The organism is Azospirillum sp. B510 (genome assembly GCF_000010725.1).
Lineage (GTDB): Bacteria > Pseudomonadota > Alphaproteobacteria > Azospirillales > Azospirillaceae > Azospirillum > Azospirillum lipoferum_B.
This window is the reverse complement of record NC_013855.1, coordinates 236,932-257,812: the sequence shown is the minus strand read 5'-3', so window position 1 is coordinate 257,812 and position 20,881 is coordinate 236,932. Positions and strand designations below refer to the sequence as shown.

The following is a 20,881-nucleotide window of genomic DNA, read 5'->3' as shown; positions in this document are numbered from 1 at the left end:
TGTGGTGGTTCGCAGCGGGTTATCCTTGCCCCATCCGCCCGACAGCTTGGACTTCGCCATAAAGTAGCAGGATTCCCGCGTGCAATTTCTTAAGGATCACTCGAAATCTTCTTGCTGACGATGCCGCCCGCCGCCGCATGCGACGCCCCTTGCGCTTTATGCGGCGACACGACAGTTTGGACGGACGTCACACCGCCAGATACGGGAGAAGCAGAGGGTGAGCAACATCGGCATCGTGCTCGGACGGTTCCACCGCAAGGAGGTGGAAGAAATGCTGGACGAGGCGCGCAGCGTCGCCGCCCGCCGCGGCCTCGGCATCGTGGCCGAGGTCTGGGTTCCCGGCTCGATGGAAAAGCCTTTGGCGATCAAGCGCCTGCTGATGCGCGACGACGTCGCCGGCGCCGTGGCGCTGGGCATCATCGAACGGGGCGAGACCGAGCACGGCAACGTCATGGGCCATGCGGTGATCGGCAGCCTGATCGATTTGCAGCTTCAGTTCATGAAGCCGGTCGGCGTCGGCATCCTGGGACCGGGGATCAACCCGTCGCAGATTCCGCCGCGCATCCGCCCCTACGCCGCCGCCGCGGTCGAGGCCTGCGCCGACCTGATCGAGCAGGGATAACGCTCAAGTCCCGGCGGGGCGCCACCGATGCAGAAGATGCATCGCCCCGCCGAACAGCAGGCCCCAGAATGCGGCCCCGATGCCGAGGAAGGATAATCCCGACGCGGTCACCAGCAGTGTGACCAGGGCGGGCACACGCTCCTCCTCCACCTGCACAGCGGCCAGCAGCGAACCGCCGAAGGCACCGATCAGCGCCAGACCGGCCACCGCCTCGATCAGGATCGGCGGTGACCGGGTGACCAGCGTCGCGGTGATCACCGCCAGCGCGGTCAACAGCATATAGCCGACGCCGGCGGCGGCGACCTGCCAGCGACGCTCCGGCCGCGGGTCGGTGTCGGGACCGGCGGCGCTCCGCCTGTCCCTGCCGGGGCTGACGGCCGAGGCTCTGGTCCTGGCGGCCGATCTGCTGGCGGAGATGGATGGCGAGGGCGACCCCGGCCGGATGGGGGAACTGAACCGCCGCTTCCACATGACGCTCTACGCCCGTGCCGGCCGGCCGCGTCTGCTGGCGCTGGTGGAACAGCATCTGGCCGCCGCCGACCGCTATCTGCGCTTCCAGTTCGTGGCGCTCGGCTACCGGTCACGCTCGCAGGACGACCATTATGCCCTGCTCGCCGCCTGCCGGGCCGGCGATGCCGACGCGGCCTGCGCCATCGTCGTCGACCATGTGTCGGCGACGCAGAAGCAATTGACCGCCTTCCTGGGAAAGCCGGTCTGAATAACCGAGGGAACGGTCACACGCCGGTCCGCGATCACGGCGTCCCCAGCAGTTCGCCCAGCGCATGGCCGAGTTGGCGCGGCGTCACCGGCTTGTGGATGATGCCCAGCCCATGGGCGGCGGCGTCGCGTTCGCAATCGGGACCGGTCTCGCCGGTCAGGATCAGGCCCGGAATGGGAGGATGGCCGGGGTCGGCATAGAGCGCGCGGATGCGGGCGACCGCCTCCGTCCCATACCGCCCTTCGCGCAGACGGTAGTCGGCGACGATCAGATCGGGACGCCGGCCGGCGCGGCTCAACCCCTCCACCGCCTTCTGGGCGGAGCCGGCGACCAGCACCTCATACCCCCAGTCGCGGAAGATCGTTTCCAACCCCAGCAGCACGATGGCGTCGTCATCCACCACCACGGCGAAGCGCCCGCGACCGGTGGTCGCCGCCTCCACCGCGGTCACCGGCGTCTCGATGGTTCGGGCGAGCGGCAGGGCGATGATGAAACTGGTTCCCCGCCCAGGCTTCGATCGCACCTCGACCGGATGGTTCAGCAGTTGGGACAGCCGCCGCACGATGGCGAGCCCCAGGCCCAGGCCGCGGTTGCGGTCGCGCTCCGGGTTGCCGACCTGATGGAATTCGTCCCAGATGCGCTCCAGATGGTCGGGCGGAATGCCGATGCCGGTGTCTCGCACCTCGATCAGCAGGCGTCCGCCGGCCTGACGGCATTCGATGTCGATCCGCCCCTGTTCGGTATAGCGCAGGGCGTTCTCCACCAGATTGCGCACCATGCGGATCAGCAGGGTGCGGTCGGTGCGGGCGGCGGCGGCGCAGGGGTCGACATGAAGCTCCAGTCCCTTGGCCGCCGCCACCGGACGGTAGGACGCGGCGATATGCTCGAACAACGGCGCGATGGACACGGTCTCGATGGTCGGCTCGACCACGCCGGAATCGAGCCGCGACATGTCCAGCAGGCTGTCCAGCAACTCCTTCAGGGCGTCCAGCCCGCGTCCCAGATGCATCAGCGCGGTGGCGCCCTGGCTGCCCTGCACATGCGGTTTCAGCACGTCGACGAACAGCAGCAGCGCCTGCAACGGCTGGCGCAGGTCGTGGCTGGCCGCCGCCAGGAACTTGCCCTTGGCGAGATTGGCCGCCTCCGCCGTCTCCTTCGCCGTCAACAGCGCCTGTTGCGCCTGCCGACGGGCGGTGATGTCGCGGAAATAGACCGAAAGACCGTCGGCGCTGGGATAGAGGCTGGCCTCCACCCAGTTGCCCAGGGTGGGGGATATGACCTCGATGGTCATTTCCCGGCCCTCGCGGACCGCCCGCTTCTGCGCCTCGAAGGCCTCGCTGCCGAGCACCTTGGGGAAGGCCTCCCAGGTGCGGAGGCCCAGCAGGGTATCGCGCGACCGGCCCCAGATCTGTTCGGCCTTGCGGTTGATATAGGTGAAGCGCCAATCGTTATCGACGGCATAGAAGGCGTCACTGATGCTTTCCAGGATCTTCACCGCCCGCTCGTGCGAGGCGCGCGCCTCCTCCTCCGCCCGCTTGCGCGTGGTGATGTCGCGGAAGAAGCAGCCCACCCCCTCCGCCGTCGGAAGAAAGCGGATTTCCAGCCACAGGGTGGTTCCTTCGCCATCCAGCCGCTTCTCGACGCCCGTCGGCTGCCGCTCCGTCATCGTCCGGCGACAGAGCGCCTCCAGGTCGGACCCGGCGACCTGGGGCCACACCTCCCACAGGCGGCGGCCGCGGATCGCCGCCAGCGGCTGCTGGTCGATCTGTTCGGCGCGGCGGTTCTGGTAGATCACCCGATACTCGCCGTCGAGCGCCACCAGCGCCTCGTCGATGCTGTCCAGAATATCGGTCGCCTGCCGCCACGCCCGCAACCCTCCGTCCAACTCGGCATCCGGCGGGGCTTCCGCATCGACGTCCGACTTGATTTCCGATTGGACACAGCCGCCCCCACCTCCCTTCCGATCGTCGGCAGGCTCGTTCGGCAGGGACGTCCGCTTGGTCATAGGCATCCCGGAAAGCAAAATCACCGATAGATGAGAGTGCGCAACACCCAAAGCCACTGTAAACCGTCCAAAGGCGGTATCCCAAATGACCATGAATACATTGAATATTTTCGATGGAATTACCGCATATCGTTGAGCGCCCCGACCATGGCCCGCACAGCCGAATCCTGCACTTTGTCACGCCGCAAGGCCAACCCGAGATTGCGGCTCAATGGCGGCGTCAGAGCCTGGACCGAGAAGCGAGCACGATCCTGCGGGCTCTGCACGGTGACCGACGGCAGGATCGACCGGCCAAGTCCGGCGGCGACGAGGTTCTTGATCGCCTCGACATTTCCCAACTCCATCGCTGGACGTGGCTGGAGGCCGCCGGCCATGAACCAGCCATCGATCACCGCGCGCATGGTGCCGCCACGCTCATAGAGGATCAGCGTCCCGTCCGTCAGCGCCGCCGGGGTCACGCTGTCCCGCACCCCATCCTCCGGCGAGGACAGCGGCCCGACACAAACCAACTCCTCGCCGCAGACCGGTTCGATCGACAGGCCGGGGCGGCCGGCGGGCAAGGTGACCAGCGCCAGATCCAGCGACCCGGCCTCCACCGCGTCCAGGATGTCGGGCGTGTTGCCGGTGACGACGATGACCTCCAGCCCCGGATGGGCGCTGCGCAGCGCCGTCAGGACCGGCGGCAGGCGATAGATGCAGGCGGTGGCGCCGGTGCCGATGCGCACGCGCCCGACCTGTCCGGCGCGGTGGCGGCCCATGGTGGCCGATGCGGCATCCAGCTCGTCGCGCAGGCGGCGGATGAAGGGCAGCAGGTCGCGGCCGGCGGCGGTCGGCAGGGCACGCTTGCCCACCCGCTCCACCAGCCGGACGCCGAAACGCTCCTCCAGATTGCGGATCTGCATGCTGACCGCCGGCTGGGTCAGGCCGAGACGACCGGCGGCCTCGGTGAAGCCGCCATGTTCGACGACGGTGGCGAAGGTGATCAGCTGGTCGAGGTTCAGGCCGCGCATACCCGTAGTTTTCCTTATGGTTTTGATCAAATCAATAAATTTGCCTTTCGCCCCGTCCTCCGCGACGGTGTGGCCATGTCGACCACCGCCATCCCCGTTCCCGCCTCCCGCCCGATCTGGCTCCTGCTTCTGTGCGCCAGCCGCTTCGCCACCTCGCTGTCCTTCATGGTCTATGCCGGCGCGCTCGGGCCGGCGATGCAGGCCTGGGGCATGTCGGCGGGAGAGGCCGGGTCGATCCAGACCGCCTTCAACGTCGGCTATGCCTTGTCGCTGGTGGGATCCTCCTGGTTCGCCGACAGTTTGGGGGCCAAGCACGTCTTCCAATGGGCGAGCTGGGCGACGGCGCTGACCGGCCTCGCCTTCGCCCTCTTCGCCCGCTCGGCGGAAAGCGGGCTGCTGCTGTTCGCGCTGATGGGGCTGACCCAGGGCGGCACCTACGCCCCCTCGATCATGCTGGTGGCGCAGGGCGTGCCGGCGGCCCGGCGAGGGACGGCGGTGGGCTGGCTGCTGGCGGCGGGATCGCTCGGCTATTTCGCTTCCATCGCGCTCGCCGCCGGGCTGTCCGAGCGGTTCGGCTACGAGGCGGCCTTCATCGCCTGCGGGTTGGGGCCGTTGCTCGCCGCCCTGCTCGCCACGCCGGGCCTGCGGCGCCGGCCCAACCTGGTGGCGGGCGGGCCGTCGCGCCGGCTGCGCGGCGCCTTCCACTTCCTGGCCGACCGCCGCTCCGTTCTGCTGACCGCCGGCTACACCACCCATTGCTGGGAATTGCTCGGCATGTGGGCATGGCTGCCGGCCTTCCTGACCACCAGCCTTTCCGGCACCGGAGAGGCTGGTTCCGGCGGTGCCGGCCTGCGTGGTCTGTGGATCGCCGGGGCCATCCATCTGTCGGGCTTCCTGTCGTCGCTGTTGATGGGGCGCGCCTCGGACCGGCTCGGCCGGCGGGCGGTTCTGGTGGCGATGGGGCTGCTGGGCGCCGCCTGCTCCGTCTCGATCGGCTGGCTGGACGGGATGCCGCTGCCCATGGTGCTGGCGGTGGCGGCGCTTTACGGCTTCGCCGCGCTGGGCGACTCGCCGGTGCTGTCCACGGCGATGACCGAATCGGTCGAGCCGGGCAGCCTGGGGGCGGCGCTCGCCGTACGCTCCATCCTGGGCTTCGGCGCCGGTGGCGCGGCACCGCTGGCGGTCGGGCTGGTGCTCGATCATGCCGGCGGTGCCGCAGGCTCCGGATGGGGCTGGGGGTTCGCGCTTCTCGGCGTCGGCGGCGGGTTGGCGGCCGTCTGCGCCCTTCTTCTTCCCGCCGACCGTCCTCACCGGAGCTGAGTCCCATGCCCGTCATCACGGTGCGCGCGTCCACCGACGCCGATATTCCCGCCCTCACCGCCCTCTATGCCCAGCATGTGTCGCACGGCACCGCGTCGTTCGAGGAGGTGCCGCCGGACGCGGCGGAGATGGCCCGCCGCCGCCGCGACCTGCTGGCCCGCGGCCTGCCCTATCTGGTGGCGGAGTGCGAGGGGCGGCTGGCCGGCTACGCCTATGCCGGGCCGTACCGCACGCGCAGCGCCTACCGCTTCACGCTGGAGAATTCCGTTTATGTCGCCGACGGCATGGGACGGCGCGGCATCGGCCGGGCGCTGATGGCGCCGCTGATCGAGAGGTGCGAGGCGGCGGGATACCGCCGGATGATCGCGATGATCGGCGACAGCGCCAACCAGGGCTCCATCGGCCTGCACACCGCCTGCGGCTTCCGACTCGTCGGCGTCCTGCCGGCGGTGGGCTTCAAGTTCGGCCGCTGGCTGGACGGCGTGATGATGGAGCGCCCGCTGGGCGACGGGAGCGACAGCCTGCCGGCCGGGCGATAGACCCGGATGCCCTCATGGCAGTCCCTCATGCAGGAGGCCGCGGCGGTATTGCCCTGGCGTGACGCCGAAGGCCCGCCGGAAACAGCGGCCGAGATGGCTTTGGTCGGAAAAGCCCGCCTCCGCCGCCGCATCGGCGAGCGGCTGCCCGGCCCGCAGCAGGCGGCGCGCCTCGTTCAGCCTTCCGGACAGCCGGAACAGTTGCGGCGGCATGCCGTGCAGCCGGCGGAACCGGCGTGAGAAGGCCTCGCGGCTCATGCCGGCAAGCCGGGCCGCCTCCCCCACCCTGTCCCAACCGAAATCACCCCCGGAAGACGGCGGCATGGCCGGGCCGCACCGATGGTCCTCGACGGCCGCCGCGAGTTCCCGCCAGCCGATCCCTCCCTGCCGCCACAGCCGCCCCATCCGGGAAAACAGGTCCGACGCCGCACAGGTGCCCGGCGGGGTGTAGATGTTCAGGCAGACGACGTCCGCCGGTTCAGAGAAGGATCGATGAGGCGTGCCGGCCGGGATCCTCACCCCCACCCCAGGCCCGATGTCGAACAGCCTGTCATCCATCACGAAGCGGCGCCGTCCGGACAGGACGAAAGTCAGCTGGTCCTCGTCATGGAAATGCGGCGGCAACGCCACATCCTGTCCTTGGACGATACCCAGTTCGACGATGCCGAGCTCAACGATCCCCTTGCCGGACGGACGCCAATACCGCCAGGCGCCGGCGAATCCCATCCTCTCGGCCAAGCTCTCGGCCAGGCTCCCGGGAACCCGAAGCGACGACGCCATGACACACCCCCGTCCGCGATATCCGGTACAGCATCTCCGACGGCGCCCCGATCCGCCAGTGCCTGATGCGCCAGTATTGTCCATGGGTGCCTCCCAACGATCACATCCGTTCCAGACCGGGATCGTCCCGGCCTGCTATTCATCGGCTTGAAACCGCCGCGGGAATGTCCGCCTCGCGGCCCCGCAAGCCATCCGGGGAGTCCGGCATGACCGCCATCCTGTCCACCGCCTCCTATCTTCTGGTCATCGGCGCCGGGGCGAGCGTCGCCCTGCAACAGGTCCTGAACGCCAACCTGCGGGTGGAGCTGGGCTCGCCCTGGTGGGCCGGCTTCGTCAGCTATCTCGTCGGCATGCTGGCGATGCTGGTGGTAGCGCTGGCCGCCCCCGGTCCCCGGCTGGCCGAGGGCGTGGGCGGTGTCTCGTCCTGGCTGTCCTGGACCGGCGGACTGTTCGGCGCCCTGTTCATCGGAACCGCCATCCTGATGGTTCCCCGGCTGGGCGCGGCGACCGTCCTTGCCCTGATCGTCGTCGGCCAGATGCTCGGCTCGCTCGCCTTCGACCATTTCGGCCTGTTCGGGCTGTCGCAACACCCTGTCAGCCCGACCCGCCTGGCGGGTGCCGCCGCTCTGATCCTCGGCGTGATCCTGATCCGGTTCTGAGCCCCCGGTCAGTCCGCCCCTAACAGCTCGTCCGGGCGCGGGCCGGGAGCCTTCGGCACCGCCCGTGGCAGTTCGACGCTGGGCAACCGCCAGTCCACCGGCGGTGCCGAACCCGGCGTCGGCCGGTACTGGTCCAGCACGGCAAGCAGCGTCAGCAGCGCCAGGACCAGCGCCACCACCAACAGCCGGCGGTCCACGCCGGCCATCGGGCCGTCACCGGCGTTGGAACCGGCGTCTTCACGATCAAGCAGGGCCATGCTCCATCCCCCGTCCGTCGGTCTCGTCTTCCGGGAGCAAGCTTGGTCGATGAGGCGGATCGTCGCAATGTGGCTTTGCCACAGTCTGCCTTCGGCTGGGACGGAGTCAGGCAGGCGGACGGAGGGATGGCATACCCGCAGAGCCGCCTCCGCTCCCTCCACATCGCCCCAACGCCAATTCCTTGCGCCAAAGTCGTCTTGCAGGGCTTCCCAGCTCAACGGATGGGCCGAATTAACGCCTCATAAACACTTCTGCCACGAACCTGGGCAGGAAGAGAATCGGACGGATTGAAGTCTGCTGAGCCAGGATGGGCTGGTGGGCGGATTTTCTATCGCGCAACCATCGGCTGTGATTCGGCCCCGCCAGGAGAAATAAATGTTCAATATTTTGACCGTCATTATTTCGGTCGCTCTTACGGCGGTGATGGGAGCCGCCGGTGTGTTCTATGTGGGGTCCGCCTTCACCACCGCCGGTCCCAAGGCCGCGGCGGTCGGCATCATCCAGGCTCTGTCTCAGGTCGACGCGGCCTGGACGCTGTATGGCAGCAACGGCAACACCACGACCCTCGGCGCGGCGGGCGCGACCTTCCCCACCATGTCGGGCGCGGCGACGCAGACCGACCTGATCAACACCGGCTATCTCGCCGCCGTGCCGACCGCCCCGACGATCGCCAGCACCTGGAACGGTGTGGCCGGCGCCTACACGCTGGATCTGACCAACACCGCGACGGCGACCGGCGTCACCCAGTTCACCAGCTTCGCCAACGGCGGCATCTTCCTGGTTCTCGGCACCACCGCCCTGTCCCAGTGCACGGAAATCGCCCGCGCCGGCGGCCAGATCAGCTCCACCGGCACGCTGGCCGCCCCCGGCACCGGCCTGACCCTGACGGTCGCGACCCCGGCCGCCTTCAACACCGCCTTCACCGGCTACAAGTTCGGCTGCGTCCAGGTCACCACGGCCACGGCCCTGACGTTCAACAACGTGACCGGCATCGCCGGTGACAACAACAAGTACGTCGCCTACTACAAGTTCTAAGCGACGTCGGAACCGTATAATTTCTGATCGTGGCGCCCCGGCCCCCAATGGCCGGGGCGTTTTCGTGTCGATTTCCGGGCCCCGCGGCGACCGGAATGGTCCGCGGCCTCGCCGCGCGATAGAGTGGATGCGATCTTGGGCCTGGTCCGCGGGCCGCTTCCGGTGAGGGTGCCACGCGATGACATCGCTGATCCTGATGACCATCATGGCCATCTCGCTGGTGGCGACGACCGGCTACACCGCCTACACCATGGTCGAGGCCTCCAACCGGGTCAGTCAGGCGCAGCGGAGCATGGCCGACATGCACCGTCTGGCGGCGCTGGTCGAGGCCAACCTGCGCGTGCTCGACAATGACGGGGTGGCGAGCCCGCCGGCGCCCGAGGATCCGCCGACGCGCCCCGCGGCCGGGGCGTCGGCGGCCACCCAGGCAGCGGCCACCCAGGCGGCGAAACCCCAGGCGGCGACCGGCAAGGCTGCCGCCAAGGCCCAGGCGCAACCGGCCGGGACCCTGCCGCGCTGGCTGATGCCCGGCACCCGGACGCCCTGGGGAGCGGTCTATGGCTATTGCGTGTTCGCTCCGGCGGCGGATCGGGCGGCGGCGCAAATCCGGACGGCACCCTGGCCGGCGGGAACGACCAGCGGCGCGCGCGGCTATGTGGCGGCGGCTCCCGCGCCTTCGGCGGAGCTGGCGCGGGCCGGGGTGATCGCGGCGATCGTGGCGCCGCCCATCGGGTCGACGACCCTGCCGGACTGCGCCGCCCTGACCTTCAGCGACGGCCGGATCGAGGTTCCGGAGGGCAGCGCCGTCGCCGTTACCCGCGGGGCATCCGCCGATCTCGCCGCCCTGGCCGCCTCGGCGACCGTCACGCGCCATGTCGCCCCGGCCACCCAGGGCGACGGGACCGGGACCAGTGCCGCCGACGCCATGTCGCTGTCGGCCGCGCTGGGGCACTGGCAGGCGACCCGGCCGGCGACGATGATCCTGCGCCTCGCCCCCGGCCGCCATGTGCTTCCGGCGGCACAGGTGCAGGCGCTGGCCGCCGATCCGGAGGGAGGCGGCCGGGCGCTGCGTCTGGTGTTGAAGGGGGAAGGCGCCGGAGTCGTGCTGGCGACCGACCCGCCGGACGTGGCGCTGCGGCTGCCGACCGATGTCCGGATCGAGAATATCGCTTTCGAGATGCCGGTGGAGGCCTTGCCCGGCACCCGGCTGAGCTTTGTCGGCAACAACGCCATCTCCACCAACCGGGCGGCCGGGCTCCGCGTGGCCCATGCGCGGCTGGACGTCGCCGGCGGGCGGCTGGCGGTGTCGGCCCCTGGTGGCGACGGCGTGCTGGTGGATGGCGGCACCGCCCTGTTCCGCGATGCCGCCGTCGAGGTCACGGTCGGCGCCGGCCGCAGCGCGCTGGTCTCCTCGCTGGGGGCCGGCGTCACCTTCACGGCGGAGACGCGGCGCCCCCTGCTCCAGGTCCATGGCCGGGGCCTGCCGATGGCGGCGTTGCGTAGCGGCGGCGGGCAGGCCATCCTCGACCGGACGGATGTGACCCTGGACAATGGCACGCCCTTCGGCATCGTCATCGAGAACGGACAGCTGGAGATGAAGTCCTCCGTCATCGGCGGCCCGACGGCCCGGCCGGGCAGCGCCGGGATTCTCGACCTCGGCGGGTCGCATGCGGTGGCGGATCCGAACAGCCACATCTGGTCGGCGCCGGGCGGCCGCTGCGCCCAGGGCGCGCTGTTCGCCCAGCAGCCGGCGCAGGGCGACGGGGTGAGAACCGTTTCCGGGGGCGCCTCCGGAGCCGCGGCAGCGGGGGCCACCCTCCCGTCGGTCGCCAACCGGGCGAGCTGGACATGCCGGTCCTGAAGCCATCCGCGGCCTTCCGCGAGGAGCTGGGCGGCTATCTGCTGCGCAAGGGGCTGGTGACCCGCGGCATCCTCGACGCCGCCCTGGCCGAACAGCGGGTGACCGGCGAACCGCTGGGCGCCATCCTGGTGCGGAACGGCTTCCTCGCTCGCGCCGACCTGGACGAGGCGAAGATCAGCCACGAGACCGCGCTGGAAACGCCGGAGGCGATGGGCGGCACGCCGATCCCGCTGCCGTTGCTGGAGCGCCATGCGATCATCGTCACCGGGCTCAGCGACGAGGCGGTGCATGTGGCGACGCTGCATGACGAGGCGGTGGCCGGACGGGTGGCGGCCCGCTACTACCCCGGCCGGACGGTGCGGTTCAGCAGCTTCGTCCCCGACCAGTTCGACGAGTTCCTGGACCGCGTCCGCCGCGTCCAGTCCGGGCTGGAGGACAGCGACCCGGTGGAGCAGCTGGTGTCCCGCGCGGTGGAGGCCGGGGCGTCGGACATCCATATCCTGCCGCGCCGCAAGACTTGCAGCATCTTCCTGCGGGTGGACGGCATCCGCCGGCTGATGGACGAGACGGCGGCGGCCGGCGCCGCCACCATCATCGCCCGGATCAAGGACCGCTCCGGCATGGATCTGGCCGAACGGCGCCTGCCGCAGGAGGGGCGTTTCGAGATCGAGCATCGCGGCCGCCCGATCGACCTGCGCGTGACCACCGTTCCCTCGGTGGATGGCGAGATCATCGTCATGCGCATCCTCGATGCCGAACGGGTGCAGCCCAACCTGGACAAGCTCGGCCTCAGCCATGCCGGCGACTGGCGCCGCGCGGTGAACCGGCGCCATGGGCTCTGCCTGGTCTGCGGCCCGACCGGCTCGGGCAAATCGACCACCCTGACCGCGACCGTGCGCGAGATGGACCGGCTGGGCCGCGCCATCTACAGCATCGAGGATCCGGTGGAATACCGCATGGCCTATACCGGGCAGGTCAACGTCAACCCGGCGGTGAAGCTCGACTTCGCGCGGGTCGTCCGCACCTTCATGCGGGCAGACCCCGACGTGATCGTGCTGGGCGAGGTGCGCGACGAGGAAACCGCCCAGATCGCCATGCGGGCCGCCGACACCGGCCATATGGTGCTGACCACCCTGCACACCGGATCGGTGAACGGGGCGATCGACCGGATGCGCCATCTCGGCGTTCCCGCCCACGACATCAAGTCGCTGCTGCGCGGCGTCCTGGTGCAGTCGCTGGTCCGCACCATCTGCCGGTCCTGCCACGGCGCCGGCTGTGCGGCCTGCGGCAATGCCGGCTATGCCGGGCGGACGGCGATCAGCGAATGCGCGGTCTTCGACGATCCCGCCGCGGTGGTCGCCGCGGCGAAGGGGGCGCGGAGCTGGCCGTCGCTCTATGAGGATGCCGTCGCCAAGTTTCACGCCGGCATCACCACGGCGGCGGAGCTGCGCCGCGTCTTCGGCAGCGAGGCCAAGGGCGTGGAGCAGCGCATGCCCGCACCCAACCCCAGGAAATGAGGCCGAAACCATGACTGTCCCCCAGCCATGAACATCATCCAGGCGCTCGTGGCCCTGACCCTGATGGGCATGGCGGTGGCGGGCGGCATCCAATATGTCAATCCATCGGCGATGTCGAAAAGCCGCATCGCCTCCCAGGCGGATGCCGGCTTTTCCAGCTTGGAGGGCGCCTATCGCAGCCGGCAGGCCAGCGGCGCCGCCGCCCCGGCCGCCGACGGGTGGCAGGCGGCGCTGTTTCCCGCCTTCGGCGCCATGCCGGCGGCGGTGGCGGGGCTGTCCTGGTCCTACGGCGCGCAGGGCGGGGAACGGTGGTTCTGCCTGTCCGGGCCGCTCTCCGGCGGGGCGGCGGCCGATCCGGTGACGGGGGCGCTGACCTCCCTGGGCAACCGGCGGCCGGAGGGGCTTTACGAGGTGACGCGCAGCTGCGGCGGGGCCGGGGGAGAACCGGCGGGAACCGTCGCCGCCACGCTGTGGATGCAGCGGGCCGCGCGGTAGGAGCGGTCGGTCCGGAATTCCGCCCCGCCATTGACCGGGGCACCGGCGGGGCATAGACATGCTGTGGCGTTCCATCCGTGCGTGGTAGCTTCGCCGGGGTGTCGTCACCTCTTTCGAGTCGGCTGGGAAGGCAGGGGCGTTCTTGGGCAGCGGCGGTCTCGCGACCAATGTCATGTATGGGTTCCTTGAAGGCGTGGAGCGCCGCGACGCCCTCGCCTATGCGCGGTCGTTCGCGCGGCGGACGCTGGGAAGTTCCGAACGCTGCTGGTACGCGGTCGAACCGCTTTGGACCGGTTTCCTCTATGAAATTCACGAGGGCGGCCCCGGCCGCTCCTTCCTGCCCGATCTGGTGACGGAGCTCGACGCCAATCCCGGCGGCATCGCGCTGGTGCCGTCGGGCCGGCGGGTGTTCGAGCTGACGGTGCGCAACGGGCGCCCGGTCGGCGGGCTGTTGCCGGAGGCCAAGAGCCGGCAGGTCCAGCTTCAGATGGCGACGATCCGGCCGACGGTGCCGGTCGACGGCAACGCCTATGGCGTGATGATCCCGCCCTGGGTGACCGCCGATCAGGTGAGGCTGCGCACCATCCGGGCGACCCGGCGGATGCGGCGGGTCTCGGCCCCGGTTTCCGTGCCGCTGGCGCTGTCCTCGGTCGGGTTCGCCGCCGGGCTCGGCCTGCTGACCAGCGGCGGCGGGCTCTATTACTGGTCGCCCCACCGCATCCCGCAGCCCCAGGCGCTGACGCTGGACCAGATGCCTCATCGCCAGTGGGAGGCGGCATTGGCCGCCATCGGCCCCGACAATTACGTCAGCAAGCTGGAATACCGCGACGGCAAATGGACCATCGAGATAGCGGGCGCCCGCTGATGCCAAGGACGATCTCCGATTTACCCATTCTCAAGCATAAGGCGGCGAGTATCGCCGGGGATGGAATTGGCCGACGGACCGGATGGCGATGATCGTAACCAGCGGGCGGGAATGATGGCGGACCGGTTTGGCGCAAGGACGGATCGGCTGGCGGGGGCGGCCTGCGGCACCGCCCTGCTGGCGGCATGCCTGACGGCGTCCCTGCCGGCCGTCCTGTTGTCCCCCGCCGCCGCTCTGGCGGAGGAGAGCCCGTTCCTGCCGCCGAAGGACCGCCAGGACAATCTGGAGCGGCGCCTGCAACAGCGCATCGACACCGCCGTCTCCGGATTGGAGGAGCGGGTGGCCAAGGCGATGGTCGACGCGCTCGACGGACGGGCGCGCGACGGCGCCCTGCCACGGGCCGTCGAGGATGCGCTGGCCCGCCGCATGGCCGGTCCCGGAGCGGGGGGAGCCCTTCCCGGAGCCTTGCCGGGGGCCATGCCGCCGGGAGGGCGCCGGCCGGGGACCGCACTGGCCGGCGGCGCGCCGCCGCTGCCGCCGCTGCCCACCCTGTCGCCGGCGGAGCTGGTGCCGTCGGGCGCCACCTTCGTCGGCTGTCTCGATGGGCAGGCCTTCTTCCAGGACCGCGCCGGCACACCCTTCCTGATCGACCCGCGCGCCTTCCCGGCGACCGCCGGGGGACCCGCCACATGCGCGAGATGACCCGCTCCCGAAAGCCCGGCTGTCTCCTGTCGACAGCACTGGGGACGCTGGGGGTTCTGGCGGCCGGTTCTCTCGCCGGATGCTCCCTGCCCGAGGTCGGCGACCTGCCCAAGCGCGAAACCGTGGTCGCCGCCGCCGAGCAGCGCCTGGCCGAGGACAATTCCCCGGCGGTGACCGAGGTGCCGGTGGGGAGCGGGATGCTGGTCGCCCAATCCCTGCGCCAACCGCTGCCGGCCAGCCTCGCGGCGCGGCGGATTTCCGTCAGCTTCCCGTCCGGCGAGAACACGCTGGACCGGCTGACCAGCATGATGACCTATTCCGGCGTGCCGGTCGCCACCCGGTTCGAGGGCACCGACGGCGCGGCCATGCTGCGCCAGACCCTGCCGGTCCGCGCCTTCACCGGCAGCTTCGTCGATCTGGCCGGGGTGCTGGAAACCGGCATGGGGGTGGTCGCCTGGTGGCAGAACGGCACGCTGTTCCTCAGCAACCGCGACCGCTTCGCCTTCACCGTGCCGCAGAACCAGGCGGTCATCGATTCGGTGATGACCGACCTGAAGACGCTGGGCGCCACCGACATCACCCAGTCGCTGCGTGGCGGACAGGTGGTCTTCTCCGCCTCGCCCACCGTCTACCGCGAGGTGATCCAGCCCTACATCGACCGGCTGCACCGCAACATGGCGATGGTGCGCATCCAGCTGGCGGTGGTCAGCCTGGGCCTGACCGACCAGTCGGCCAGCGGCTTCGACTGGAACGCGCTCGCCTTGCAGTTCAACCGGCTGCAATCGGGAACCACCACGACCACCACCGGGACGACGACGGTCAACGGCACCGTCGGCGGCACGCTGTCGGCGGCCCAGCCGCCGCTGTCCGTCAACATCTCCAACCCCGGCACCCTGCTGGGGGTCAGCGGCGTGTTCAACGTGGCCGGCGCCATCTCCTTCCTGTCGAAGTTCGGCAACACCGACACCCGCCAGAATGTCGAGGTCCACACCCTGTCCGGGGCGGAGGTAACGCTGCGCAGCGGCCAGACCATCCCCTATGTCACCGGGGTGGGCGTCACCGCCGTCGGCGGGCTCGGCACCACGACCGCCGCGACCGGCAATGCGGCGCTGAATTCGCCGGGCGTCGTCGGCTCGGCGCAGACCGGCACCGTGCAGACCGGCCTGACCATCAAGCTGACCCCGCATTTCGACGCCGACAACCAGATCGTCACCATCGACCTGAACCTGCTGCTGAACAACCTGATCGAGTTCCGCGACCTGAACGCCGGCAATCAGGTCGGCATCCTGACCCAGCCGGTGACGCAGGAGCAGGCGCTCAACGACATCGTGCGGGTGGTCGCCGGCAACACGGTGGTGCTGGGCGGCCTTCAGACCGACAGCCGCGGCTTCAGCGGCAACCAGCCGACGGCGACCCGCGGTGTGATCGACAAGGGGATCGGCAAACAGGCGCAGGACATCAGCAAGGACGCGCTTTTCCTGATCCTGCGGCCGACCGTGACGGTCTTCCGCCCGGCGGCGCACTGACGGGACGGCGGCGATGGCGTGGTTCGAGGTCAGGCTGGTCGCCGGCGGACGCGCCCGCTCCATCGAGGTCGAGGCCGAGGACGAACGCCGCGCCCGCGACGCCATCAGCGGCCGGGGCCGCGTGCTGTCGGTGCGCCGCCGCCGCAAGGTCGGCGGCTGGGGCCGTCCGCTCGACCGCAACGAACGGCACATCCTGTTCATCCGGCTCGCCGCCATGCTGGACTCGCGGGTCGGTCTGGCGGAGGCGCTGCGCCGCATCGCCACCGCCTTCCGCGGACGAATCCGCCGCACGGCCGAACGCATGGCCGACGCGGTGGAGCTGGGCGACGATCTCGCCGACGCCATGCTGCGCCAGCCGCGCAGCTTCTCCCCGGTGCTGGTGGCGCTGGTGCGGGCCGGCGGCTTCGGCGAGGGCACGCCGGCGGCGCTGCGCACCGCCGCCGACTTCGAACGGCAGATCGCCGGGGCGCGCCAGGGCTTCCGGTCGGGGCTGGCGCTGGCGGTGCTCTATGTCATGACCTCGGGCGTGGTGATGGTCGGCACCTCCTTCGTCCTGACACCGCTCCTGCTCGACACCGAGGTGTTCCGGCGGGCGGGCGAGGAGGTGAATGTCGGCTGGGTCTATCTGCTGTCGGACCTGACGACCGGGCTGGTCGCCATGGTGCTCGCCGGCCTGACGCTGCTGGGCGGGCTGGCGACCGTCGGCCGGCGGCTGGCGCCGCGGCGGGTGGACCAGCTGGTCATGCGGATCCCGCTCTACCGCGACATCGCGCTGGGCATCCAGCACCATGTCATCTTCCGGGAGCTGTCGCTGCTGGTCGCCGGCGGCGTTCCCGTCGACCGGGCGCTGCGGCTGGCCCTGGACGGCGCTCCCGCTGGCGCCCTGGCCGCCGACCTGGAGGAGGCGACGCGGGCGGTCGCCGCCGGCCTGCCCTGGACCGACGCCATGCGGGCGCTGCCCGGCACCGACCGCGCCTCCCTCGCCGCCGCGGAGAACCGCGTCGAGCTGGCGCAGAGCCTGTCGGCGCTGGCCGAGCAGTACCGCGACCTCTACCTTCATGCCGTCTCGGTGGCGGAGCCGGTGCTGCGGGGGCTGTCGGTGGTGGTAGTCGGGGTGGCGGGCATCGTCATGTTCGGGCTGACCATCATCCCGATCCTGCAGCTCGCCGAACATATCGCGCGACAGCCCCTGTGATCCCATGACATCCTGACGCCATGTTCGCCCCTGGATCAGCCCGGACCACCTGCATCGCCCTGTCGATCTGCGGCGTCCTGTTCGCCGGCATCGGCGCCGCCCTGCATATCCGCAGCTATCTGCTGGGCGCCGCGGTGGCGGAGGGCGGCAGCCGGTCCGACGCCGCCTGCCTGGGAGCCGCCCGCCGGATGGGCGGGGAGTTGACGGTGACACCGGACGGCTTGCGCCTTGTTGTGCCGGAGGCGGTCGACCAACGGACCTCGCTGACCGATGCGTCCGGTCTGATGGCCTTCTGCCCGGACATGACGCTGTCCTATTTCTGCATGGGCCTGTCCTGCGCGCCCGGCGGCAAGGTCAGCATGCAGGTGGAGTTGGTGCGCAGGTCGCTTTAGCGCTGCTGGATCGACAGAGCCTTCGCCGCCTCGATGACGCGGCGCAGATAGCGGGCGTGGAACTCCGGGGTCCGGCTGTGATAATTGCCGACGGCGGTCCAGAAATTCTCCCATCCCACCTTGTCGATCTCCTGCCGCAGGATCCAGGCGGTGACCCGGATGTTGTAGCAGGGGTCGACGGTCAGGGCCTGCTGGATGACCTCGGGCGGCACGCGACCGGCGGCGATCACCGGAAACCAGATGCTGTTGATCTGTCCCGGCCCGCAATCCTTGGTGCCGTTCCGGTTGACGGAGCAGGCGCCGGGCACGCCCTGTTCCACCGCCAGGATCAGCCGCAGCGCGTCGGCCGGCACCTGCCATTCGACCGCCGCCATGTCCAGGCATTGCGATGGAACGGCGGCGATGCCCTTCGGCGCCGGTTCGGCCTGGGCCGGCATGGCCGCGGCGGTTTGCAGAGCGGTGGCCAGCGCCAAGATGGCGCGATGCCGGCGCGACGCCCGGCGCCACAGTCCAATCAGATCGATCCGCACCCGTCGCCTCCCGGCCGCTACGCAGCGTTGGAAGGAGGCGGCAGGGCAGGCTAAGATTGGGTTAATGTGGCATCATCGGCAATGCATCACGCCGATGCCGGCGAGCGCTCGAGCCCGGCCGCAAGGCACGGCGGAATTGTCCGACTCGTCACCGTGGTTCCTGCGCTTCTCCGACAAGCCCGTCGATGGAGCCGGCAACCAGCTTTCCGGCATCGGCCGGCGCGCGAACAGCGACGGGTGAACCGTTCCGAGTTTCCCGAAGGCCCCATCCTCTGAGCTGGACTTTGCCCAATTTGCGATTTTGCCTCAGGCATGTATCCAGAAGTGAGGCTCATTTGCGACGTGTTGGAGAGCACGGTCGAGCGGCATGGTTGCGATGCCGAATGGTCCTGATGCACCCCATCCTTCGCCGTTCTACCAGAGGACCTGGACCTTGTCGGCGTCGCCGGTGGGCCTGAACCTGGCGACAGGGGCACCGGTGCGCTGACTGATGCCAGAGCCGGAAATTTTTGACTCGTGGCAGCCGTGGGTTGCGGTTTGGCATCGGTGGTGAGTCCCTGTCGATGGATTCACCATTGAGCGAAGTACAGCCATGGCCGCCCTGAGGATCCGCAGCGATCTGGCCTCCGGGGATCTGCGCCGCTTGGCCCGCGGCGAGAGCGATGGTCGAGTTTGCCGGCGCCTTTTGGCGATTGCCATGGCGCTGGATGGCATCATCCGGGAGGAAGCGGCGCGGCAGGGCGGTATGGACCGGCAGACGCTGCGTGACTGGATCTTGCGCTACAACGCCGAAGGTGTGAAGGGCTTGCGGGATCGGGCGCGCAGCGGCAGGCCGCCGCTGCCGGCCGGCGCCCTGGAAGCGGAACTGGCCGACTTGATCGCGGCCGGTCCCGACGTCGAGCGGGACGGCGTCATCGAATACCGGGTCCGGCACATCCGTGACCTGGCCCTCCGGCATTTCGGGGCGGACTACAGCCGCACCGGCATGCAGGATCGCTTGCACCGGATGAAGCTGTCCTTTCTCACCCCGCGCCCGATCCATCCCAAGACCGACGCACCGGCCCAGGAGGCGTTTAAAAAAACTTCGCCGACCGCCTCGCCGCCATCCAACAGGACCACCCCGAGGCGAGCACCGTGGAGGTCTGGTTTCAGGACGAGGCTCGCATCGGCCAGAAAGGCACCCTGACCCGGCGGTGGGCGCCGCGCGGCAGCCGACCGCGCGCCGTGCGCGATCATCGCTTCAAGTCGGCTTATCTCTTCGGCGCGGTTTGCCCTGCGCGCGACACTGGGGCCGCCATCGTCATGACGCGTGCCAACACCGAGGCGATGACCCTCATGTTGGAGGAGATCAGCCGCACCGTCGCTCCCGGCGCCCATGCCGCCGTGGTGATCGACGGGGCGGGCTGGCATACCAGCGGCGACCTCGCCGTGCCGGGAAACCTTACCCTCGTACCGCTCCCGCCTTACAGCCTGATCCGAAATTAGATCGGATCGCGTAAAATCGGAATCGATTTGAAGCGTGAATCCGATCGTCAGACATAAAGCTATAGCGTTGTGCGTTTCATATTAAACGCACAACGCTATAAGTTGAGTGGTATCAGTCGGTTATCTTGACAGCGTGGCCTTTCGGTGATTCAGGGTTTTCGCCAAAAACAACCGTGCATCCCCGATGTGGACTGATACCACCCGCGCTCTTCATGCCCGTAGCGGTCTGGCTTTGCCAAGCGATTTGACTGATGCTGAATGGTCTTTGTTGGAACCGCTGCTCCCGCCCGCGTCCTCCGTAGGGCGTCCGCGTAAATGGCCGCTGCGCCGGATCGTCAAAGCGACCCTTTACCTGCTTCGCGGCGGCCTGCCGTGGCGGATGCTGCCGCCCTGCTTTCCGCCGGTCTCGACGGTGCGGCGCTGGTTCTACCTGTGGCGCGACAACGGCCTCTGGCTCACGCTCAATCATGTTCTGCTGATGGCAATGCGTGAGGCACAGGGGCGCGAAGCCAGCCCGAGTGCCGGCGTGATCGACAGCCAGAGCGTCAAAACCACGGAAGCCGGTGGTCCACGCGGCTATGATGCCGGCAAAAAGATCAAGGGGCGTAAGCGCCATATCCTCACCGACACCCAGGGCAATCTCGTCCATGCCGTGATCCACGCCGCCGATATCCAGGATCGTGACGGCGCGCCGCTGGTGCTCGCCGAAATCGTCAAACCCTTCCCATGGCTGCGGCACGTCTTCGCCGATGGCGGCTATGCCAGAGACAAGCTCAAAGAGGCGCTGCGCCGGATCGGAAAATGGACCATCGACATCATCAAGCGATCCGACACAGCCAAAGGCTTCGAGGTCTTGCCCCGGCGCTGGGTCGTGGAGCGTACCCTGGCATGGCTTAACCGTAACCGACGGCTCGCAAAGGACTTCGAACACACCATCGCTTCCGCTACCGCATGGTGCTTCATCGTATCCGTTCAACTCTTCGTTCACCATATCGCAAGGCGTTGATACAGTTCTGATTATTTTCGAATCAGACTCTAATGCCGTCGAAGAAACCACTTCACGGTTCAAATCCCGCAACGAGAAACAGCTGGATGTCGCTTGCCGCCCCCTCGCGCAATGATCGTGCTTGACGGTAAGCGTCCGAATCGTAGAAACGCCGCCCGTCCTCCGTCGAGGGGAACTCGACGATGACCACGCGGCGGGCCTCGACCTCGCCTTCCAGCGCCACTTTCTCACCGCCACGGGTCAGGAACCGGCCGTTGAACCGCTTGACGATCTCTGTCGACATCGCCTTGTAGACTTCGTATTGTTCACAGTTGGATACAAGCATCTGTCCAATCAGATAGGCAGTCATGGCAGAACTCCACAA

The 20,881-nt window shown here is 69.1% G+C and carries 22 protein-coding genes and 1 pseudogene; 16 read left to right on the top strand and 7 right to left on the bottom strand.

Translation table 11 applies throughout. From position 1 onward, the window contains the following. The first annotated feature begins 217 nt into the window (after window positions 1–217). On the top strand, window positions 218–622 hold the full coding sequence (locus tag AZL_RS16550) for a 6,7-dimethyl-8-ribityllumazine synthase (RefSeq protein ID WP_012975646.1): 405 nt from the start codon (window positions 218–220) through the stop codon (window positions 620–622). Window positions 623–625: 3 nt separating this feature from the next. Here AZL_RS16550 and AZL_RS34415 read toward each other — a convergent pair whose 3' ends face one another. After that, window positions 626–1,039 carry a benzoate/H(+) symporter BenE family transporter gene (locus tag AZL_RS34415; protein WP_247894430.1) on the bottom strand — a complete coding sequence of 138 codons (414 nt, stop codon included), beginning with the start codon at window positions 1,037–1,039 and terminating at the stop codon, window positions 626–628. Between AZL_RS34415 and AZL_RS16540 the strand changes: the two genes are divergently transcribed. After that, a complete protein-coding gene (locus tag AZL_RS16540) occupies window positions 954–1,340 on the top strand; it encodes an FCD domain-containing protein (RefSeq protein WP_012975645.1) in 387 nt (128 codons plus the stop codon). The genes AZL_RS34415 and AZL_RS16540 overlap by 86 nt on opposite strands. 34 nt (window positions 1,341–1,374) lie before the next feature. On the opposite strand, the gene AZL_RS33490 is transcribed toward AZL_RS16540, so the two are convergent. Further along, window positions 1,375–3,345 (bottom strand): PAS domain-containing hybrid sensor histidine kinase/response regulator, encoded by a 1,971-nt coding sequence (locus AZL_RS33490; protein ID WP_247894390.1) that lies wholly within the window; start codon window positions 3,343–3,345, stop codon window positions 1,375–1,377. Between the two features lie 119 nt (window positions 3,346–3,464). Next, a complete protein-coding gene (locus tag AZL_RS16530; protein ID WP_012975643.1) occupies window positions 3,465–4,355 on the bottom strand; it encodes a LysR family transcriptional regulator in 891 nt (296 codons plus the stop codon). A gap of 75 nt (window positions 4,356–4,430) precedes the next feature. Here AZL_RS16530 and AZL_RS16525 point away from each other — a divergent pair, with 75 nt between their 5' ends. Then, the gene (locus tag AZL_RS16525; protein ID WP_012975642.1) at window positions 4,431–5,675 is read left to right on the top strand and encodes an MFS transporter; all 1,245 of its coding nucleotides are present in this window, start codon (window positions 4,431–4,433) and stop codon (window positions 5,673–5,675) included. Window positions 5,676–5,680: 5 nt separating this feature from the next. Further along, window positions 5,681–6,214, top strand: a complete 534-nt coding sequence (locus AZL_RS16520; RefSeq protein WP_012975641.1) for a GNAT family N-acetyltransferase — start codon at window positions 5,681–5,683, stop codon at window positions 6,212–6,214. A gap of 12 nt (window positions 6,215–6,226) precedes the next feature. Here AZL_RS16520 and AZL_RS36345 read toward each other — a convergent pair whose 3' ends face one another. Beyond that, entirely contained in the window at window positions 6,227–6,991 is a 765-nt protein-coding gene (locus AZL_RS36345; RefSeq protein WP_247894389.1) for an AraC family transcriptional regulator, read from the bottom strand. Between the two features lie 206 nt (window positions 6,992–7,197). Between AZL_RS36345 and AZL_RS16510 the strand changes: the two genes are divergently transcribed. Next, the gene (locus tag AZL_RS16510) at window positions 7,198–7,650 is read left to right on the top strand and encodes a DMT family transporter (RefSeq protein ID WP_012975639.1); all 453 of its coding nucleotides are present in this window, start codon (window positions 7,198–7,200) and stop codon (window positions 7,648–7,650) included. Between the two features lie 8 nt (window positions 7,651–7,658). Here the strand turns inward: AZL_RS16510 and AZL_RS35610 are convergent, their stop codons facing one another. Further along, the gene (locus AZL_RS35610) at window positions 7,659–7,907 is read right to left on the bottom strand and encodes a hypothetical protein (protein WP_042444088.1); all 249 of its coding nucleotides are present in this window, start codon (window positions 7,905–7,907) and stop codon (window positions 7,659–7,661) included. Window positions 7,908–8,283: 376 nt separating this feature from the next. Between AZL_RS35610 and AZL_RS16500 the strand changes: the two genes are divergently transcribed. The 9 genes from AZL_RS16500 (at window position 8,284) to AZL_RS16460 (ending at window position 17,496) form a co-directional block, all read left to right on the top strand. Then, window positions 8,284–8,943: a hypothetical protein gene (locus tag AZL_RS16500; protein ID WP_012975637.1), complete on the top strand. Its 660-nt coding sequence runs from the start codon at window positions 8,284–8,286 to the stop codon at window positions 8,941–8,943. A 178-nt stretch (window positions 8,944–9,121) separates the two neighbouring features. Then, the gene (locus AZL_RS16495; protein ID WP_012975636.1) at window positions 9,122–10,804 is read left to right on the top strand and encodes a hypothetical protein; all 1,683 of its coding nucleotides are present in this window, start codon (window positions 9,122–9,124) and stop codon (window positions 10,802–10,804) included. Further along, complete coding sequence (locus AZL_RS16490; RefSeq protein ID WP_012975635.1) at window positions 10,792–12,321, top strand: GspE/PulE family protein; 1,530 nt, start codon at window positions 10,792–10,794, stop codon at window positions 12,319–12,321. The genes AZL_RS16495 and AZL_RS16490 overlap by 13 nt, the downstream gene beginning before the upstream one ends. Before the next feature lie 27 nt (window positions 12,322–12,348). Further along, entirely contained in the window at window positions 12,349–12,816 is a 468-nt protein-coding gene (locus AZL_RS16485; RefSeq protein WP_012975634.1) for a hypothetical protein, read from the top strand. Between the two features lie 172 nt (window positions 12,817–12,988). Further along, a complete protein-coding gene (locus AZL_RS16480; protein ID WP_012975633.1) occupies window positions 12,989–13,681 on the top strand; it encodes a hypothetical protein in 693 nt (230 codons plus the stop codon). A 111-nt stretch (window positions 13,682–13,792) separates the two neighbouring features. Continuing rightward, on the top strand, window positions 13,793–14,383 hold the full coding sequence (locus AZL_RS16475) for a hypothetical protein (protein ID WP_042444084.1): 591 nt from the start codon (window positions 13,793–13,795) through the stop codon (window positions 14,381–14,383). Then, window positions 14,371–15,909 carry a type II secretion system protein GspD gene (locus AZL_RS16470; protein ID WP_012975631.1) on the top strand — a complete coding sequence of 513 codons (1,539 nt, stop codon included), beginning with the start codon at window positions 14,371–14,373 and terminating at the stop codon, window positions 15,907–15,909. The genes AZL_RS16475 and AZL_RS16470 overlap by 13 nt, the downstream gene beginning before the upstream one ends. 13 nt (window positions 15,910–15,922) lie before the next feature. Next, the gene (locus tag AZL_RS16465) at window positions 15,923–17,104 is read left to right on the top strand and encodes a type II secretion system F family protein (protein WP_012975630.1); all 1,182 of its coding nucleotides are present in this window, start codon (window positions 15,923–15,925) and stop codon (window positions 17,102–17,104) included. A gap of 20 nt (window positions 17,105–17,124) precedes the next feature. Then, window positions 17,125–17,496 carry a hypothetical protein gene (locus tag AZL_RS16460; protein WP_012975629.1) on the top strand — a complete coding sequence of 124 codons (372 nt, stop codon included), beginning with the start codon at window positions 17,125–17,127 and terminating at the stop codon, window positions 17,494–17,496. Here AZL_RS16460 and AZL_RS16455 read toward each other — a convergent pair. After that, window positions 17,493–18,026: a lytic transglycosylase domain-containing protein gene (locus AZL_RS16455; protein WP_012975628.1), complete on the bottom strand. Its 534-nt coding sequence runs from the start codon at window positions 18,024–18,026 to the stop codon at window positions 17,493–17,495. The two genes, AZL_RS16460 and AZL_RS16455, sit on opposite strands and share 4 nt — an antisense overlap. Window positions 18,027–18,618: 592 nt before the next feature. On the opposite strand from AZL_RS16455, the pseudogene AZL_RS16450 reads away from it, so the two are divergent. Further along, window positions 18,619–19,496 (top strand): annotated as a pseudogene (locus AZL_RS16450) (IS630 family transposase); the annotation flags it as partial. 199 nt (window positions 19,497–19,695) lie between these two features. Continuing rightward, window positions 19,696–20,517 carry an IS5-like element ISAzs28 family transposase gene (locus AZL_RS16440; RefSeq protein WP_012975625.1) on the top strand — a complete coding sequence of 274 codons (822 nt, stop codon included), beginning with the start codon at window positions 19,696–19,698 and terminating at the stop codon, window positions 20,515–20,517. Window positions 20,518–20,569: 52 nt separating this feature from the next. On the opposite strand, the gene AZL_RS16435 is transcribed toward AZL_RS16440, so the two are convergent. Then, window positions 20,570–20,866 (bottom strand): DUF1330 domain-containing protein, encoded by a 297-nt coding sequence (locus AZL_RS16435; RefSeq protein ID WP_012975624.1) that lies wholly within the window; start codon window positions 20,864–20,866, stop codon window positions 20,570–20,572. Window positions 20,867–20,881 lie beyond the last annotated feature (15 nt).

Bases quoted from the DNA above. Each gene is read 5' to 3' on its own strand.
- AZL_RS16435 (WP_012975624.1), bottom strand. From the start codon at position 20,866: ATGACTGCCTATCTGATTGGACAGATGCTTGTATCCAACTGTGAACAA.
- AZL_RS16470 (WP_012975631.1), top strand. From the start codon at position 14,371: ATGCGCGAGATGACCCGCTCCCGAAAGCCCGGCTGTCTCCTGTCGACA.
- AZL_RS33490 (WP_247894390.1), bottom strand. From the start codon at position 3,345: ATGACCAAGCGGACGTCCCTGCCGAACGAGCCTGCCGACGATCGGAAG.
- AZL_RS16510 (WP_012975639.1), top strand. From the start codon at position 7,198: ATGACCGCCATCCTGTCCACCGCCTCCTATCTTCTGGTCATCGGCGCC.
- AZL_RS16460 (WP_012975629.1), top strand. From the start codon at position 17,125: ATGTTCGCCCCTGGATCAGCCCGGACCACCTGCATCGCCCTGTCGATC.
- AZL_RS35610 (WP_042444088.1), bottom strand. From the start codon at position 7,907: ATGGCCCTGCTTGATCGTGAAGACGCCGGTTCCAACGCCGGTGACGGC.
- AZL_RS16465 (WP_012975630.1), top strand. From the start codon at position 15,923: ATGGCGTGGTTCGAGGTCAGGCTGGTCGCCGGCGGACGCGCCCGCTCC.
- AZL_RS16475 (WP_042444084.1), top strand. From the start codon at position 13,793: ATGATGGCGGACCGGTTTGGCGCAAGGACGGATCGGCTGGCGGGGGCG.
- AZL_RS16480 (WP_012975633.1), top strand. From the start codon at position 12,989: ATGTATGGGTTCCTTGAAGGCGTGGAGCGCCGCGACGCCCTCGCCTAT.
- AZL_RS16520 (WP_012975641.1), top strand. From the start codon at position 5,681: ATGCCCGTCATCACGGTGCGCGCGTCCACCGACGCCGATATTCCCGCC.
- AZL_RS16490 (WP_012975635.1), top strand. From the start codon at position 10,792: ATGCCGGTCCTGAAGCCATCCGCGGCCTTCCGCGAGGAGCTGGGCGGC.
- AZL_RS16495 (WP_012975636.1), top strand. From the start codon at position 9,122: ATGACATCGCTGATCCTGATGACCATCATGGCCATCTCGCTGGTGGCG.
- AZL_RS36345 (WP_247894389.1), bottom strand. From the start codon at position 6,991: ATGGCGTCGTCGCTTCGGGTTCCCGGGAGCCTGGCCGAGAGCTTGGCC.
- AZL_RS16440 (WP_012975625.1), top strand. From the start codon at position 19,696: ATGTGGACTGATACCACCCGCGCTCTTCATGCCCGTAGCGGTCTGGCT.
- AZL_RS16530 (WP_012975643.1), bottom strand. From the start codon at position 4,355: ATGCGCGGCCTGAACCTCGACCAGCTGATCACCTTCGCCACCGTCGTC.
- AZL_RS16485 (WP_012975634.1), top strand. From the start codon at position 12,349: ATGAACATCATCCAGGCGCTCGTGGCCCTGACCCTGATGGGCATGGCG.
- AZL_RS16500 (WP_012975637.1), top strand. From the start codon at position 8,284: ATGTTCAATATTTTGACCGTCATTATTTCGGTCGCTCTTACGGCGGTG.
- AZL_RS16525 (WP_012975642.1), top strand. From the start codon at position 4,431: ATGTCGACCACCGCCATCCCCGTTCCCGCCTCCCGCCCGATCTGGCTC.